Annotated in this window: 13 protein-coding genes; 6 read left to right on the top strand and 7 right to left on the bottom strand. The window is 60.9% G+C overall.

Annotated elements, in window-relative coordinates:
* Positions 1 to 165 precede the first annotated feature (165 nt).
* The 6 genes from ACZ1JC_RS04540 (at position 166) to ACZ1JC_RS04515 (ending at position 11,016) form a co-directional block, all read left to right on the top strand.
* Positions 166 to 2,949, top strand: a complete 2,784-nt coding sequence (locus ACZ1JC_RS04540) for a TonB-dependent receptor domain-containing protein (protein ID WP_465139104.1) — start codon at positions 166 to 168, stop codon at positions 2,947 to 2,949.
* 80 nt (positions 2,950 to 3,029) lie between these two features.
* Complete coding sequence (locus ACZ1JC_RS04535) at positions 3,030 to 3,635, top strand: TetR/AcrR family transcriptional regulator (RefSeq protein WP_465139105.1); 606 nt, start codon at positions 3,030 to 3,032, stop codon at positions 3,633 to 3,635.
* Positions 3,636 to 4,480: 845 nt separating this feature from the next.
* Positions 4,481 to 5,224 (top strand): RNA polymerase sigma factor, encoded by a 744-nt coding sequence (locus ACZ1JC_RS04530; RefSeq protein WP_465139106.1) that lies wholly within the window; start codon positions 4,481 to 4,483, stop codon positions 5,222 to 5,224.
* A 28-nt stretch (positions 5,225 to 5,252) separates the two neighbouring features.
* A complete protein-coding gene (locus ACZ1JC_RS04525; protein ID WP_465139107.1) occupies positions 5,253 to 6,212 on the top strand; it encodes a FecR family protein in 960 nt (319 codons plus the stop codon).
* Positions 6,213 to 6,355: 143 nt separating this feature from the next.
* Positions 6,356 to 8,860, top strand: a complete 2,505-nt coding sequence (locus ACZ1JC_RS04520; protein ID WP_465139108.1) for a TonB-dependent receptor domain-containing protein — start codon at positions 6,356 to 6,358, stop codon at positions 8,858 to 8,860.
* Positions 8,861 to 8,865: 5 nt separating this feature from the next.
* Complete coding sequence (locus ACZ1JC_RS04515; RefSeq protein ID WP_465139109.1) at positions 8,866 to 11,016, top strand: Atxe2 family lasso peptide isopeptidase; 2,151 nt, start codon at positions 8,866 to 8,868, stop codon at positions 11,014 to 11,016.
* Here ACZ1JC_RS04515 and ACZ1JC_RS04510 read toward each other — a convergent pair.
* From ACZ1JC_RS04510 to ACZ1JC_RS04480, 7 genes are all read right to left on the bottom strand, one after another.
* The gene (locus ACZ1JC_RS04510) at positions 11,003 to 12,688 is read right to left on the bottom strand and encodes an asparagine synthase-related protein (RefSeq protein ID WP_465139110.1); all 1,686 of its coding nucleotides are present in this window, start codon (positions 12,686 to 12,688) and stop codon (positions 11,003 to 11,005) included. The two genes, ACZ1JC_RS04515 and ACZ1JC_RS04510, sit on opposite strands and share 14 nt — an antisense overlap.
* A 56-nt stretch (positions 12,689 to 12,744) precedes the next feature.
* Positions 12,745 to 13,416 (bottom strand): lasso peptide biosynthesis B2 protein, encoded by a 672-nt coding sequence (locus ACZ1JC_RS04505; RefSeq protein ID WP_465139111.1) that lies wholly within the window; start codon positions 13,414 to 13,416, stop codon positions 12,745 to 12,747.
* Between the two features lie 65 nt (positions 13,417 to 13,481).
* A complete protein-coding gene (locus ACZ1JC_RS04500; RefSeq protein WP_465139112.1) occupies positions 13,482 to 13,601 on the bottom strand; it encodes a benenodin family lasso peptide in 120 nt (39 codons plus the stop codon).
* 100 nt (positions 13,602 to 13,701) lie between these two features.
* Positions 13,702 to 14,301: a GntR family transcriptional regulator gene (locus ACZ1JC_RS04495; protein ID WP_465139113.1), complete on the bottom strand. Its 600-nt coding sequence runs from the start codon at positions 14,299 to 14,301 to the stop codon at positions 13,702 to 13,704.
* A 150-nt stretch (positions 14,302 to 14,451) separates the two neighbouring features.
* Positions 14,452 to 14,706 carry a hypothetical protein gene (locus ACZ1JC_RS04490; RefSeq protein WP_465139114.1) on the bottom strand — a complete coding sequence of 85 codons (255 nt, stop codon included), beginning with the start codon at positions 14,704 to 14,706 and terminating at the stop codon, positions 14,452 to 14,454.
* Positions 14,667 to 15,014: an acyl-homoserine-lactone synthase gene (locus ACZ1JC_RS04485; protein WP_465149793.1), complete on the bottom strand. Its 348-nt coding sequence runs from the start codon at positions 15,012 to 15,014 to the stop codon at positions 14,667 to 14,669. The genes ACZ1JC_RS04490 and ACZ1JC_RS04485 overlap by 40 nt, the downstream gene beginning before the upstream one ends.
* A 111-nt stretch (positions 15,015 to 15,125) precedes the next feature.
* On the bottom strand, positions 15,126 to 15,899 hold the full coding sequence (locus ACZ1JC_RS04480) for a LuxR family transcriptional regulator (RefSeq protein WP_465139116.1): 774 nt from the start codon (positions 15,897 to 15,899) through the stop codon (positions 15,126 to 15,128).
* Between the last annotated feature and the right edge of the window lie 142 nt (positions 15,900 to 16,041).

The following is a 16,041-nucleotide window of genomic DNA, read 5'->3' as shown; positions in this document are numbered from 1 at the left end:
CTCGACTTGACGTGCAATTGCGCTCAAGCAACCATTCGGTTGGTAGGTGCGACTACATCCAATCCCATCTTAGGTTTTTCATTCCAGCTCAAAAGAACGGCCTGAAAAGCCGGGAGTGAGTTCATCTCACCTGCCAGTTTTATAAAAACAAAACAGGGAGAGAGTATGAGCGTGAATTCTTCACGATTGAAGCGCTGCGCGTTGGCGAGTGTCGCCTTGGCCGCATTGCTCCCGGCAGCTGCATGGGCTCAATCATCAGACGAACCGCCGCCGAGCGAAAAACCCGCTGCGACTCGCGAAACCGAAATCGTCGTCACTGGTACCCTGATCCGAGGCATCGCGCCGGCAGGCTCGAACGTTATTGGAATTTCGGGAGATGAAGCGAAAGCAACCGGCGCGGCAACGACCAACCAGCTACTGTCCAGCCTTCCAACCGTCGGCAATTTCTTCAACTCTGTTCAATCCGGGGTTTCCGGCGTTGCTGGCTCCAATGGCAGCATCCCCATCGCCCGTCCAAACCTTCGCAACCTTCCCGGCGCCAATACCAGCGGCGGCGCGCAGACGTTGGTGCTTCTAGACGGTCACCGGGTTACGCCACTTGGCATCAGCCAGCTTGCTGTCGACCCGGATTTCATTGCTCCGCTCGTCATCGAACGCGTGGAAGCCATGACCGACGGCGGTTCGGCGGTTTACGGCTCGGACGCACTCGGCGGGGTCATCAATTTCATGACGCGCAGTCGCTTTGACGGTGTTCAGATCGATGCCAAAGTCGGCTTTGCGGACAGCTACACTTCGTATCAGGCGGGCGGCATCGCCGGTAAGGATTGGGGCACGGGCTCGGCCTACATCGCCTATCGGTATTCGAAGAACGATGCGATCTTTGGATCCGATCGCGACTATGTGCATCGCACCGACCCGCTGACCGGCATTCCGACCGGTCGCAACTGCGCGGAAGGCGTCAATGTTGCAGCGGGGAGCCGATCGTACGTACTGAATGGTTCGAGCTTGGTTGCAGGGGGGCCGGTCACCTGCGATTACGCCCAGGACGTCGCGATCTATCCCAGCGTAAAGTCGCAGAACGTCTTCGCCAGCCTGATGCAGAACCTGAATGACGACCTTCGCATTGATGTGAAGGTCTATTACGCTCAGCGAAACATTCGCGGGAACAATGGCACGCTCGGCAACGGACAACTCGGTACCGGCTCGGAATCGATGGTGACGCTCGCCCCTTCGAATCCGAATTATCACCCTTTCCCGGCGGGGGACCCCAGCTTCGGGATGAGCCAGACCGTCCGCTTCAGCCTTGCCGATGCTTTGGGGCCACGCTCGAGCACGCAGAACACCAACTTGGAAACCTGGAATATCACCCCGCAACTGACGTGGAAGATTGGCAGTGATTGGCAGCTGCGGGCGCTTGCCAACTACGGCGAGGGAACGGTTGATTACCGCAATGCGCAGCTCGTGAATGCGCGGGGGAACTCTCAACTGCAGAATGCCGCGAATACCGGCGCGCTCAACCCTTACAATGTAGCCGCCACCAGTCAGTCAGTGCTCGACAGCATCGTTGGTTACGATGTTGGAATCGGCCGGAACCAATATGCTGACTTCCGCGCCATTCTTGACGGTCCTATCCTGTCCCTGCCGGCAGGCGATCTGCGCGCGGCCGTAGGAGCGGAATATTCGACCGATACGATGCGGCAGCGCACCTCCAACGTCACGACCTATGTGCTGCTTCCGCCCAAGTCCTATACGCAGACAGTGAAATCACTGTTCGGAGAGCTGCAAATCCCCGTCCTGGGCGGCGGTGACAGCGATATGTCCCTCGTCGTGGCGGCTTCGGGACGGTATGACAAGTACAACGACTTCGGCGATACCTTCAATCCGAAGGTTGGTGTCACCTTTGTCCCGTTCAGCATGCTGACGCTTCGCGGAAATTGGGGCAAGTCGTTCAATGCAGCCACGCCTGCCGATCAGCTTGGCGTGTTCTCATCGATCGCCCAGCAGATTCCCGGCGCTTTTCTGCAGTTCCCGCCAACCACTCCGGGAATCTGCGGAACGCCAGGCCTTCCGGCTTGTGCTTCCGCGACGGCCGCAGGCGTCTACCTCAACGGCGCAGTTCCAGATCTGCAGCCTCAGAAAGCGACAACCTGGTCGGCGGGCTTCGACTTCCGGCCAGTTGATCAGATCACTTTGAGCGCGAGCTATTACAATATCGACCTCAAAGGTACGATCGGACGTCCGGTCACCGGATCCAATCTGACCGATTTCTACACCGGATATCCCGACCTCTGGCTGTTCCAGCCATCGGGCCAACAAGTCGCTGCCATTCTGGCCACAATCCCTTCGACGGGTGTCGGAGTGGCACTGGCCAATCCCACCTCGACCAGTCAGGCGCTTCTCCTCGGGGCTGGCGGATCGACGACGCCCGTCCAGGTCCTTTTGGACACGCGTGCCCAGAACCTGGGCCGAACCAAGCTGTCGGGCATCGACTTTTCTGCCAACTTCAACTTTTCGACAAGTTGGGGGGCGATCGACGGCCGCGTCGCCGGTAATTATCGCCTGACCCAGAAGAACCAGTCGCGCCCCGGGATTGCTTGGTTCGATGTCCTGGAATTCGATAACTCGAAGTACAGAATTTCGACGAACCTTGGGACCACGGTCGGCCAATTCCGCGCGCAAGCAACGTGGAACCTGACGCCCGGTTACACGCGCAGCGCGAATGTGGCGGGTCAGAAGAGGGTTTCCGATTTCAACATCGTAAACCTCTACTTTGGCTACGATTTCAAGGGCGATGGCCTCACCAATGGTCTCAGCCTGACCTTAAACTTTGATAACATCTTCGATGAAGACCCGCCGGTTTATCTCGATTCCGGGCAGCCGGGCTATCTTCCCGGTGGCACGTTCTCGCTTGGCCGATTGGTCCAACTGGGCCTGACAAAGAAATTCTAAGCTCTGGCCGAGATTGCATCCGAGGACCCGCCCGATAGTTCTGCGGGGCGGGTTCTCTTTTTCCTCGAGGCACAACGTAAATGAAATCAGGTCGCAAGATTGTGCGCATCGACGGTGCCATACGCCGTGTGCAGATCATGGACGAAGCGCAGCGCCTCATCGGCGAGCGAGGATACAACGGTTTCGCCTTGCAGGAACTCTCCGATCGCTGCGGGCTGACGAAAGCGGGGCTCCTTCACCACTTCGACAGCAAGGAGCAAATTCTTATCGAACTGCTGCAGGACCGTACCGAGCGTCACTTGCGCGACATGAAGACGTGGATTGCCCGGCGCAAAGCCTCTGCGACAGATCGGCACGACCGAGCGGCCTTTATAGACTCGCTTCGTAAGGTCATGGAAAGCGACACTGCCGATGTCGAAATGGTGCGGATGCACATCATGCTGCAGGCCGAGACGCTCAGCGCGAACCACCCGGCGCACGACTACTTCATCGCGCACGAAGCCATGCGACAGGACAGGCTGGCTGTTGCACTCCAGCACTTTTGCGACGACCCAGCTTCAACTGCCCGCAGCATATTGGCGTTGATGGATGGTTTGACCGTTCAATGGCTGCGCGAGGGCATGACTTTCGATCTGGCCTCGCAATTCACGGCGGCGATCAGGCTCCAGATGCCGCTTGCTGGGTGAAATTGCCCAAATCGCTGCCGGCTTTGCGAACCTTACGCATGTTCGCGCACGCTAAGCGAGTAGCCCAGATTCTCTACACTCCGCCGCCCGCCGGCACGATCGGCGGGCGTCTCACCTAGAACGCAACCAAAGCCTTTCTGACAGGCGATGTGTTTGAGGTGCGGGGATCCAGACGCAAAGCGGTGTGGTTTTCCGGTACGCTCGCGTTCGACTGGCAGCCAGGCGGGGTCGGTTATGGCCTTTCCCAGACTGGGACCGCCGCTTGGCGGCTGAATCCACCCGCTTAAATGTGCCGGAACAGATAACATAAATTATGTTAATCGGCTGAAATCGGATGACAGAGACAGTAAAATGCGAAGTGATCCGAAGCCAGAATATGCTCAACAATATGTCGTAAGCAATTGCCATAATGCCCGAAATCCAGCATCGAAAATGGATACCGAGGCCCCCTGCAGGCGGTTTCAAAAAATTAATTCTGTGTGCGCCGTTTTAAGAGGCATGATATTATTGGTCGAGGCGGCGACCCAAACTCAATAACGTTGAGAGCGTTTTGCGTCGCGCCGGATGGAAATGGAAGCTGCCATCAAAAACGATCGCGTCGCCGAACGGTCTGGAATTGTCCGGGTGGCCGAGACGTATGTTCAGGTCCTCTGTGGCTAAAGGTCTTGGCCCTTGTCTCAAGACAATGGTAATCCCTCACGCCCGGCATTTTTCATCATAACTGCGGCTTGCCTTGAAGGGTTCCATCCGTAAGATTGCAAACGCGCCCTGCAAAGGGCGTGAAGGCGAACCAACTGCCTTGCAGGAATAATCGCTCGGTGCGTGCATCCGGGCCGCTGGTGTGAATGTCCAGGCCTCAGGCTAAAGACGCCGGTAATCGATTCCAAGTGTTGGCCCCGCCCGGCGTTCGCCGTGCGGTCTCCGGCTGGAGAGTTGCCCGTGGATTTGGGCAAGATGAGCGCGCCCTTGATGCGCGCAGTCGAAACCTGTTTCGTGACAGGTGGGGCGATTTCATGCGCCTGAATATTGATGAGGATTGTCTGCCAAGGATCGCGGACGGTGACCCTTTGCCACCTGAAGATCGGGTTCAATTCCCGAAAGGAAACTGGATCGACCGGCTCTACCGTTCCCATCGCGCCAAGCTTGTGCGCTTTGCAATGCTGCACACCCAGCCTGATCGCGCTCCGGACATCGTCCAGCAGCTGTTCGCGCGGCTGGCGGCACGGGGGCAGGCAAATCCGTTGGAGGTGGAGGCGCCCGACGCATACTTGCGCCAGGCGACGATCAATCTGATCCGGAGCGAGGCGCGTTACGACCGGCGTCGCTGTGCAAACCTCCATGTGTGTTCGGATGATGTCCCGATCGCCGACGTTGATGGCGTCGCTTCATCCGAAGCGCGCGACATGCTTGCCCGGCTAGAGGCGATCATGGCGGAACTGGCGCCACGCACGCGCGAAATCTTCCTCGCTCACCGCTTCGATGGCTTCACCTACGGAGAGATTGCGGCGCGGACGGGGCTGAGCGTAAAGACCGTCGAGAAGCACATGAGCCGGGCGATCGGGCATATCACTCGAAGGCTCGAGCCATGATGCCGGGCAGGAAATCAATGGGGATGGAATGAGCCTCGAGCAGGAAGCCGACGACTGGTTCATTCGGATGCGGCGATCGGACGCAGAAAGCTTCCGCGCCGAGTTCGATGAATGGCGTGCTTTTCCCGCGCATGCAGAGGCATATGATCGCAGGGTGCGGTCATTCGACACGACCATGTTTCTTGCCAGCACCGGCACTGTCCGCAACAGGGATCTTGGTATCGCGACACCTTGGCTGTTGCGAACTTCATACCGAAAATACGCGGCAGCTGCCGCCGGCGTCATACTCCTGGGGGTGCTTGTTCCCGTCCTCAAGCATCGCAGTTGGGACGTGCCGGACGCGGTATCCCGAATGGAGGTGGCTTCGCTGGAGGAGCCCCCGCGGCATGTATCTCTTCCGGACGGGTCGACGGTAATCCTGGACCGGGGTGCGCGGATGCAGATTTCCTTCGATGGGCAGCAGCGGCGTTTGCGGTTGCTTGCCGGGAGGGCCCGCTTCTCCGTGGCACACGAAAAGGCGCGGCCATTCGTCGTTGAGGCAGGGGCGGGGAGGGTAATTGCCCACGGTACACTCTTTGACGTGGAACTTGCGCAGACTGTTGTGAGGGTCACTCTGCTACAGGGCGCTGTCGAAGTGCGCGATGCCGGCGGCGGGCATGGTCGCAAGCGTGAAGAACTGGCAGCCGGCCGGAGCATCGCGATCGAAGGCGGTTCTGTCGGAGACGCCACGCCGATCGTCGTTGCCGATAGCCAGTGGCCCAACGACATGCTTGTTCTCGACGGAGTGGAAATCGGTCAGGCCGTTGCTGCCTTCAACCGCACTGCTCCCACTCCTGTCCTCTACGAGGCATCATCGACCCATCCCATGAAAGTCACCGGCGCCTTCAGGCGATCGGATCCGGAAAGCTTTGCTCGGCAACTGGCAGGCACCTTCGGTCTTGGCTTCGAAACGCGCGCGGACGGCAGTTTTGCGATTGTGGGAGCATGACCTGCGGGCTTGCAAAAAAAATTTCTCACGAAGCGTAGGGTGTTTCTTCAAGGACGGCGCTTCGCCTCCGAAGGGTTCTGCTGAGAGCAGTCCTCGGGGACGGAGGTACACAAGTGCGTTATCACCTACTGGCGTGCTGCAGTATGACTGCGGCCGCAACGATGATCTGTGCGCCGGCTGCTGCGAAAGCCGATACGAGGGTCGAGGTCCATCTTCCGGCGCAAGCGCTGTCCGCATCACTGCGCGACATTGGGCGCATTTTTGGCCGCAATGTCAGCGCCGATGATGCGGTCGTCAGCGATCGGCTTGCAGGCGCCGTTGATGGCAACCTGACCTTTGAGGAAGCGATCGCCTCTGTCCTTGCGGGCACAGGTCTGAAGTTCAGTCCATCTGGCGGCGGCGTGATCGTCAGCAAGCGTGCCGCAAGCGATGCCGATGATAGCGGCATTGTCGTGACGGGATCGCGCATCCGCGGCGCCCCGGTGGCCTCGGTACAGCTGACTTACGGACGGGAAGGGATGCGCGATGCCGGGCAGTCGAGCGCGGCCGACGTCATCCGCGCCATTCCGCAGAACTTCTCCGGCGGTCAGAATCCCGGCATTGGCGGCAATGTAACCGGCGGCAAGAGCGCCGACATGGGAGGCGGCGCTTCCATCAACTTGCGCGGGCTCGGCAGCGATGCCACGCTGACATTGCTCGATGGCCGCCGCATGAGCTTCGATGCGGCCATCCAGAGTGTCGATGTTTCGGCGATACCGTTCGGCGCCATCGAACGGCTCGATGTGGTGCCTGACGGTTCCTCGGCCTTGTTCGGTTCGGATGCGGTGGCGGGGGTCGCCAACATCATCCTACGCCGCAATTTCGACGGCCTCGAGACAACGGCGCGGATCGGAAGTTCGACCGATGGCGGCAATTTCCAGCAGCAGTACGGAGCGACGTTCGGTCAGGTCTGGTCGTCCGGCAGCGCGATGGTTTCCGCCGAATATGGAAGCAATTCCGGCATCTGGTCGAGCCAGCGCTCCTATCTGCAGAACCGGTCACCAGGGCTCGAAGTCTATCCGGCCATGCGCCATCACAATGCGGCGATCACGGTGCAGCAGGAACTGGCGCCCGGCCTGACCTTCGATCTCGACGGCATCTACAACAAGCGGCGGCGCGAGCAGACGATGCCGCTCAATGCCGCGGGTGACCTTTCTGTGAGCCGGTACGACTTGTTGCAGAAAGCCGAGTCCTGGGCGGTCGCTCCTTCGCTTCGGCTTGAACTACCCGCCGACTGGGAAGTCACGCTGGGAGGAAGCTACGGCTGGAACAGGGTCTACTACGAGGGGACCTTCACTTATGGCACCTCGGCGTCGAACGCCGGTTACGGGTTTTATCGCAACGAGACCGCCAACGTCGAGCTGAGCGGCAACGGCAAGCTTGTCGATCTGCCGGCGGGACCGCTGAAGGTCGCGCTTGGCGGCGGCTTTCGCCAGGACAAGTTCGTTCGCAAAACCTACCGCGGCCTGACCGAGCATGTCGACGAGACGCGCGACAGCTATTACGCCTTCGGCGAGCTCAGCATTCCGGTCATCGCGCCGGTTCAGCAATCAGCCTTGGGCAAAAGCCTCGATCTGAGTCTCGCTGCGCGCTACGAGCATTATTCCAACGTCGGCTCGGTCACCACACCAAAGCTGGGCCTCATTTACGCGCCGCTGTCCGCTGTCACGCTCAAGGCCAGCTGGGGCAAGTCCTTCCGCGCGCCGACCTTCTACGAGCAGTACATGCCGATGCCCGGCTATCTCTACAGCGCCGCCACCTTCGGCGGCACGACGGGAACGGCCATCTATGTTGTCGGCGGCAATCCCGATCTCAAGCCCGAGCGCTCGACCAACTGGTCGGCGACCATGGCCTTGCATCCGGCGGCGCTGGACGGAGCGGAACTCGAGGTAAGCTATTTCAACAATCGCTACCGGAACCGGATTGTCACGCCGATGGCCTATCCCCGGCTGGCTCTGACCAATCCAGCCTACGCGGATTACGTGACGCTCAATCCCGATGCCGCGACGCAGGCCTCGGTCATCGACCGACTGGTGTCGTTCACGAACGCGACGACGTCAGCCTACGATCCCGCCAGTGTCGTCGCAATCATCGACAATTCCAACATCAACGCCGGGCGGCAGAACATCTACGGTATCGATGTCCTGGGACGCTATAGCTTCGATCTCGCCGAAGGTCGGCTGACCGCCGCGATCAACGGCAGCTATATCCACAGTGAGCAGCAGATCCAGGCGGGGCAGGCCTTCACCCGGCTCGCGGGTACCCTATTCAATCCGCCGCATTTCCGCGGGCGCGGCGAGCTCGGCTGGGCGAGGGGAGGCATCACGCTCACCGCTGCTGTCAATTATATCGGCTCGGTGGAGGACAAGCGTACTGCAACCCCGGTGAACGTTGCGAGCATGGCACCGGTCGATTTCACGGTGCGGTACCGAACGGGCGAGGAACATGGCCTGCTTGCCGGCATCGACGTGGTCTTCTCGTTGCAGAACGCCTTCAACGACAAGCCTGATACGATCGCCACGAGCAGTTACATGGACCCGCCCTACGACAGCACGAACTACTCGCCTTTCGGGCGCGTCGTCAGCCTGACGGTCACCAAGAAATGGTGAGGACGATGACCAGCCTGCTCGCGCTTGCCATCGCGAGCTTTGCTGCAGAGCCGGCGCTCGCTTCCTGCGAAGACGTGTTGCCAGCCCAAGCCCAGGCAGCAGCGAACGAGCATCGCGACGTATCGCCCGAGGACCTTGTCCGGGTCCGCGGGATCGGCTTTCCGGATGCCATATCCGGAAAGGTCTCGCCGTTCGCGCTTTCGCCGGACGGACGGCGTCTCGCCTTCGTGGTGACGCGCAGTGAGCCCACCAACAACACGATCTGCAGTGCGCTTGTGGTTGTGCCGGTGGATGGAAGGAATGTCCGCAGCCGGGGGCCAGCGCGTGTAGTGGAAATCGGAGGCGCTCTCCCTTTGTCGAGAGGCGTCTATCGCGGTCTCTACATCACTTCGGGTGTCTCCGAACTGATAACTCCAGTCTGGTCGCCCGACGGCAAGAGCATCGCCTTTCGCAAGAAGGTGGACGGTGTGACGCAGATCTACCTCGCGAAAGCCGATGGCAGTGAAGCTGTTGCCGCGACGCATTCCGAGATCGATGTCGAAGATTTCTCCTGGTCGCCCGACGGGTCGCAATTAACCTACCTCGCCAGGCCAGGAGAGCTCGAGTCTAGACGCCGGACGGAGGAGGCTGGTCGCTCCGGATGGCTCTATGACTCGAGCATTCTCCCCAACGAGTCCTGGGATCCACGCGCCTGGGTTCAGGACATTCCGCCCGTGGCGTTCACGGTCGAACTCCTGAGCGGTGCGACGAGGGCGGCAAGCGAGGACGAACGCTTGCGCGTGATCCCCGCGCCCGCTGTCGGGGGCTTCTATGAGGTGGAAGAGCGCGCGGCAAACGGCGCGTCGGCATGGACCGAGCGCGTGGGCGCCAATCCGGGAAGCGATCAGAGGCTTTGGGCTGTGCTTCCCGGAAGTGAGAAGCAGCCTTGCTCGCAGGCAGAATGTGCTGGACGCATCGTTCAGAGCTGGTGGGACAGCGCGGGTACTTCTTTGGTGTTCCTGCGCCGCCAAGGGTGGAATAACGAAGAATGGGCGCTCTATCGCTGGACGCCGGGGGCAGGCCGCGTGAGTTTGATCACGCGTACGCTGGATGCTCTCACCGGATGCCTCCTCGCGGGACGCGAACTGGTCTGCGGCCGGGAGAATGCCGTTACGCCCCGGCGTGTCGTTGCGATCGATCTGAAGTCAGGCAAGAGCCGCACCGTGTTCGATCCCAATCCCGAATTTGCCCGGTTCAGGCTGGGCAAGGTTCAGCGGCTGCGCTGGACCAACGATCGCGGGCTACCTGCCTGGGCGGACCTCGTGCTGCCGCCGGGCTATGATGGGAAGTCGCGGCTGCCCCTGGTCATCACACAATACCACAGCATGGGATTCCTGCGCGGTGGCACCGGGGATGACTATCCGGTCTTCCCGCTTGCCGCCAAAGGCTTCGCTGTCCTGAGCTTCGAACGCCCGCCGAGCGTGTCGACGATAACCCCCGGCGTGACGGATTGGGACGAGGCCCTGACCGCACAGTTCAAGGACTGGGCAGAGCGGCGCAGCATCTTCTCCGCGCTGGATCGCGGTGTCGATAAGGCCGTCGCGACGGGTTTCGTCGATCCTGACCGGATCGGCATCAGCGGGCTCAGCGACGGGGCTTCGACGATCGAATTCGCGCTCGTCAATTCGCGGCGCTTCGCTGCGGCCGCGATGAGCACCTGCTGCGACGACATGCTGAGTTCGATGGTGCTGGGCGGCTTCGCGTGGGGCGATCACAACATCAAGATCGGTTTACCGCCATCGGTAGACAACGATCGCGACTATTGGCGGCCGGTGTCGCTTTCGGTGAACGCGCGCAAGATCGACACGCCGATCCTCATGCAGCTTGCCGATCGGGAAAGCCATCTGGCCCTTCCTGCGTTCGGAGCCCTTCGGGAAGCCGGCAAACCCGCCGAGATGTTCGTCTATCCCGACGAGTACCACGACAAGTGGCAGCCTGCGCACCGTCTGGCGGTCTACCGGCGCAGTATCGACTGGTTCGCCTATTGGCTCCAGGGACGGCGCGATCCCGATCCGGCGAAGCGGGACCAATATGCACGCTGGGACAAGCTTCGCGCGGCACGGGATGCTGGAAATGGCGCCGCCAAAGGTACGGCCCGTGCGGCTAACTCGCCATGATCCCCCGCGCCCAGGATTCCGCGTCGACCAGTTGCAGGATCCGCCCGTAGATCGTTCCCTTCAGGCGCTCCGTGTCCCTTAGCGCTCTGGCGAGTGCGGCCGTGTCGATCACGCCCGCGCTCGCCAGAACACCGTCAAGAAGATGCTCGGTCATGGCTTTCCTGTTCCTCTCAAGGAGCCCGAACAGGAAGCTTTCGGGATTGCCTTTGCCATGTCGCCACGCGACTACGGGCGGCAGGACGCTCTCGAAGGCGCTCCGTACCGCTGCGCGGTTGTTGCCACGTGCAAACCAGTGCCAACTGGGAATGGCGAGGCAATGCTCGATCAGGGGCTGGGTCACCAGCGGAGCTATGCAGTTCATTTTGGTGCCGTGTGGGCCATCTTCGACGTAGCCTTGTGCGGCAATAAGGATTGCAATGTGGGCACCGCGCCCCGGGAGCGCGTCATCGGGCGGCAAGAGCCAGGGATGGCTCTCGTTTTCGGTTGCTTGTGGTTGAAAGTCCCGCGCCAGCAGGCGGGTGTCCGCTTGCAACTTGTAGGGGCGAGGTCCCGCCCATGCGCGTCGCCGCGCTTTCCAGCCGATCCGCCAGCGCGACACTCCTGCCAGCTGCCCGATATCGCCGCATACCCTGCGGAAATGGCGCAGCCCGCCCGGATCCATGAGGCAGTCGGCGGCGAACGATACGGAACGCAGTGAGCAGAACACATTATCGCCCCCGCCGCCGTCGATAATGCCGTCGCATTCCAGTTCTTCGGCCACCTGCGAGGCCATCTCGAAGGCCAATTGCTGATAACCTCTCGCTACCGCCCGGGGCGTGCGTGCAGCACCGATGCGCGTGAAGTCGTATTCGGGGACCGCCATTGGTCGTTCCACGAGCCGGCGATCGATGTGTCCGGCAACCCTGCGGGCAAAGTCCCTTTCGTCGCCGCCATGATCCCGTGTTGCCAGGTTGAGGCAGGAGAAGCTGCGCCCGTCGGCGGCAAGGCTCGCAGCAAGGACCGAGGAATCGAGCCCACCTGAAAGCATCAGGAGAGGATTGGAGAGCCGCGAAGTCTGCGTGGCGACCGAAGCTATGCAAAGCTGTCGAAGTCGGCGCGTGGCATCCTCGAGATCGTCGATACTGCGCCTCGCCGTGACGAAGGACCAAGGCGACCATATATCCTCAAGACGGATCCGGGCTTGCTCTATGAGCAACCGGGATCCGCCCCGGAGCTCCTCGATCCCGTTGAGCGACGTGGTATGAAGGCGCATGTCGGCAAACACCAATTGCCGCCCGATCGCTTCGAAATCGAGGATGAAAGGTTGCCCGTTTGCGGCGCTGATCAGGTCGATATCCGATCCGGCGATTGCACCGGAGCCGGAGCGCATAAACAGGCAGGGCAGGGCGCCGAACGGAGCGCGTACCAATGCAGCGCCGCCCTGAAGTCTTACGATGCCCAGGTAGGCGCCCCAGAACGCCTCGAACAACCTCGTGCCCGCGGATTTGGCAATGGCGCGATGCGCTTCGGCCGAGACCGATTGCAACGCCTGGTGTGTGCCGGACTGATAAAGCGCTCCAAGGATTATCCCATCTTCGCCGAGGTCGGTAATCGATGTCGAACTGCTAGCCGCAACGATCACCTCGGGCGTTTCGAAAACGATTACGAGGTCGTTGGCGGCAGCGGCGGCCAACAATCTTTGGCGTTCAGGCTCTGCAAGCAAAACGCCGGCAAGGAAGCGACCGGACCTCATACGATCAGGATCGGCGTGAACCTGTCCGTCCTCTCGGGGCGCTCGTTGATCAGGGTTCCGCCCACTTGAACCCACGCATGTGCCGCGAATGGGGTCAGGCGTACGCCGAGCACCAGTAGCGGCTTTATTTCGAGGGAAAGCAGGCGATGCGCGATGGCAAGGGACCAGACAAGGCACCGCTCATGCGTGTCGATGAACGCCGATGCCGTTTCGAATGAGCCGGCGACATGGGAGAGTTTGCGCTTGAAGCACGCCTCAGTAATTTCGCTGGCGCAGTCCTCTTGCAAGGATGTCTTGCGCTGCGCCAGATGCGCTATCGTTCCAGCGAGGCCGAGCAGCTTCAACTGCAGCCTGCTCCTCAATATCCAGGAGATGGCGACGAGGCTACCGCGCGCTGTCGAACTCTCGTTTTCGCCAAAGAGCGTGCTCGTGACAGGCGGCGCATTGCACTCGGTAATGGCGCCCACACACTCTCTCGAGATGGTCAGGTTCCCGACCTGCAAGGGCTGCGAAGTGATATCGTGGGCTGGCGGCTCTGCGATGCGCCTGCGAAAATCCGCTTCGATTGCGGGCGAAAGGCAGAAATAGCGATCGGAGGGAAGATCGAGGAAAACGAACCTGTCTTCGGTGATGCAGAAGGACAGGCCGCCGTGCAGTGCAAAGGCCATGACGATGATCCGACAGTCAGGGAATGCCGAAAGGGATGCGTGACCGTATCACGCATCCCTCTTGCTCAGTCTTCGGCGAGACCCATGACCGGATCGCCGATGCTGAGATCCGGATTGAGGCCGCCGTGGCCCTGGGTTTCGATGCTGGCGGTGCCAAGCTCGATCACGTCGTCATTTCGTTCCATGTCACTTCTCCTCGTTCAATCACCGCGGGATTGCGGTAACGAGAAGTTTATGGCGCTCTTGTGAATATATGAAATATATATCGCTAATATAGATCGAATGTTATTTGCGAGATTGGGTGATTTGAAAAATCGAGGTTATTAATTTTGGAACGATTGAGATCCTGGCCTTGTGGTACTCGTGAATTAGCGGTTTAGTCGACCTTGTGCTTTGGCTCAGGGCTATATTGATGGCCCGAATCTCGCCGGCAGTGTCTTCGACTATGCTCGATTCGATCTGGCGAACATAGGCGAGCCGGGCATTGGCCAATGCGACCTGCATGACGATCTCGGCGTTTCGCGATCTCGCCGCAATGGATGCGAACACGTCGGCTGCGTCGACCGGATCCGTCGGGGGACTGAGCGGCCGGTATGATCCCTGGCTCAAGCGCAGGGCGGTTCGCACGAGTTCGTCGTTCCACCGGTAAAGATCGCGCAGGCCGATCTCGGTGACGGCCGGCACGTGAAAGCCGTCGCTCGCGCGCGTTTCGACGAGGCGTTCGCCAGCCAGGCGATGCAGCGCATCGCGGATCGGCGTCGCGCTGCTGTTGAACTCCTGCGCAAGGCGGGCAGGTTCCAGCCGCGCGCCGGGGGCGAGGGAGCCGCATGCCATCGCGTGCTTCAACCTGTCATAGACCCGCTCTCCCGTGGCGCCCGCGTTCATGAGAGCAGCCTCCGGCCAGCGTAGACGAGATACTCGAACCTGTCGTAGGCGTCGCGCCATATCAGTTGATCGCGAAACCGAATTCCTGCTTGTTCCCCGGGGCGGCGGTCAGCTCGCTCGAAATCCTGCCCTGCCTCGCGGGGCAATAGCTCAGTGAACATGGTGCGTGCCCCCATGAACTGCCGGAGCCGGGGCGCAGATGCCGCCGCGCTCGAGCAGGGTCGGGGTGTCCTCATCGATGTCGATGAGCATCGCACCGAGCGTCTTGCCGTCCACGATCTTGGGTGCGCCGAGCGGGCGGCATCGCCAGCCGAAAGCCAGGATCTGGCGCAGCCAGGGCAGATCGGCGACCCCGCTATAGCGTTCTATGCCGTTTGCCAGCGCAAAGGCGACGAGCGCATGCACGAGTTCGTTCCTCGCTTCGCGCCGCTCGGCGGAAGTGGAGCGGCGTTCGAGGCAGAACCGCGTGATTTCCAGGGTCGTGGGACCAGAGGGAATGGCCTCGTCGCACAGGCCGGGAACAGGGTGCCGAGTATATGCGGCCTGGTTGTCGGCAGCAGGCGCGCCGATGCTCGGTGGGCGCCATCCTTGTCGGAAAGCACGATGTACATCGCCGCTTCGTTGTCGAACTGGTCAAGTTCGAACCGGCCGGCAAGGACGGGCAGGTCCCAGCGCAGAAGGTCGATGAAGACGCGCTTGCGAGCCTCGAACATGTTTCGAAGGACGGCGTGCTGGCTTACGTTCGGAGTGTTGGACAGGCAGTGGATCATTGCGGACCTCCTTTGAAAAGGTTCGCAAAACTGCCCTACGAAATTCGCCCGGCGCTATGCACGCTTCCGTGTATAGGGGCCGCACGGCACTTCGGGGTAACTGATCACTCCGCTCCGACATGCGAGGAAAGCCAGCAATGGTCTGTTCAGCGCTCCCAGCCTTCTGCCGGCCTCGTTGAGATGGCGCCGGACCGTCTGATGGCTGATCCCGAGGATTTTGCCGGTCTCCCAATCGGTCTTGCCGGCCATCATCCAGATCAGGCACTCGCGCTGGCGCTCGGTCACCAGCGGAGAGTTGATGCATTGCATCACTTCGGCAAGGCCGACCAGCCGCCGGGCGGCGGCGAAGACTTCCGGCGCGATCAGGCGGGCGAGGATGAGGCCATCCTCGTTGAGCGAACGTCCCGGCGCCGTGGCGAACGTGCACGAGCCCAGGAATTCGCCGGGTACGTTCGAGGGAACGGTAAACCCGTCATAGACCCCATGATGCCGCGCAAGATTGAGGAAGCGTTCGTCGTTGGCACTGTATTCAACGAGTTCTGCCGCTTCGCGCCAGAGGAAGGGATTTTGCGTGCGGCCCGACGCCCGGTGCACGAAATCGCGGCCCACGAAGCCGTTGCGATCGTAAAAGTCGATCCATTCCTTCGGGTAGTTGAGCAGCCGAAAGGCCTGCAATTGACCCGATCCCCAATCTATGTGGTGGCCGATCGCGTAGTAGTCGCAGCCGACATCGCGGGTAATATTGCAGAGAGTGAGGTCCAGACTGCTCAAGTTTTCGGCCGTCTGGATGAGCTCCTTGTATTTCCGGTACGCAAAAGTGACGCCCATGCGCTGACACGGCTCTTCGCGGCGTCTCAAGCCGCCAGGACGCGTCGAGCCGTCCTTTCCGCTTTGGGGCGAAACCGCCTCGGGCCCTCATTCCCTTGGCGATCCGCGATTCTACGTAGCGTGCAAGCTATCGTAGGGTTAC

The organism is Sphingomonas sp. BL-S-28 (assembly GCF_055521515.1).
The sequence above is the reverse complement of the archived record's forward strand: the minus strand, read 5'-3'. Positions and strand labels throughout refer to the sequence as shown.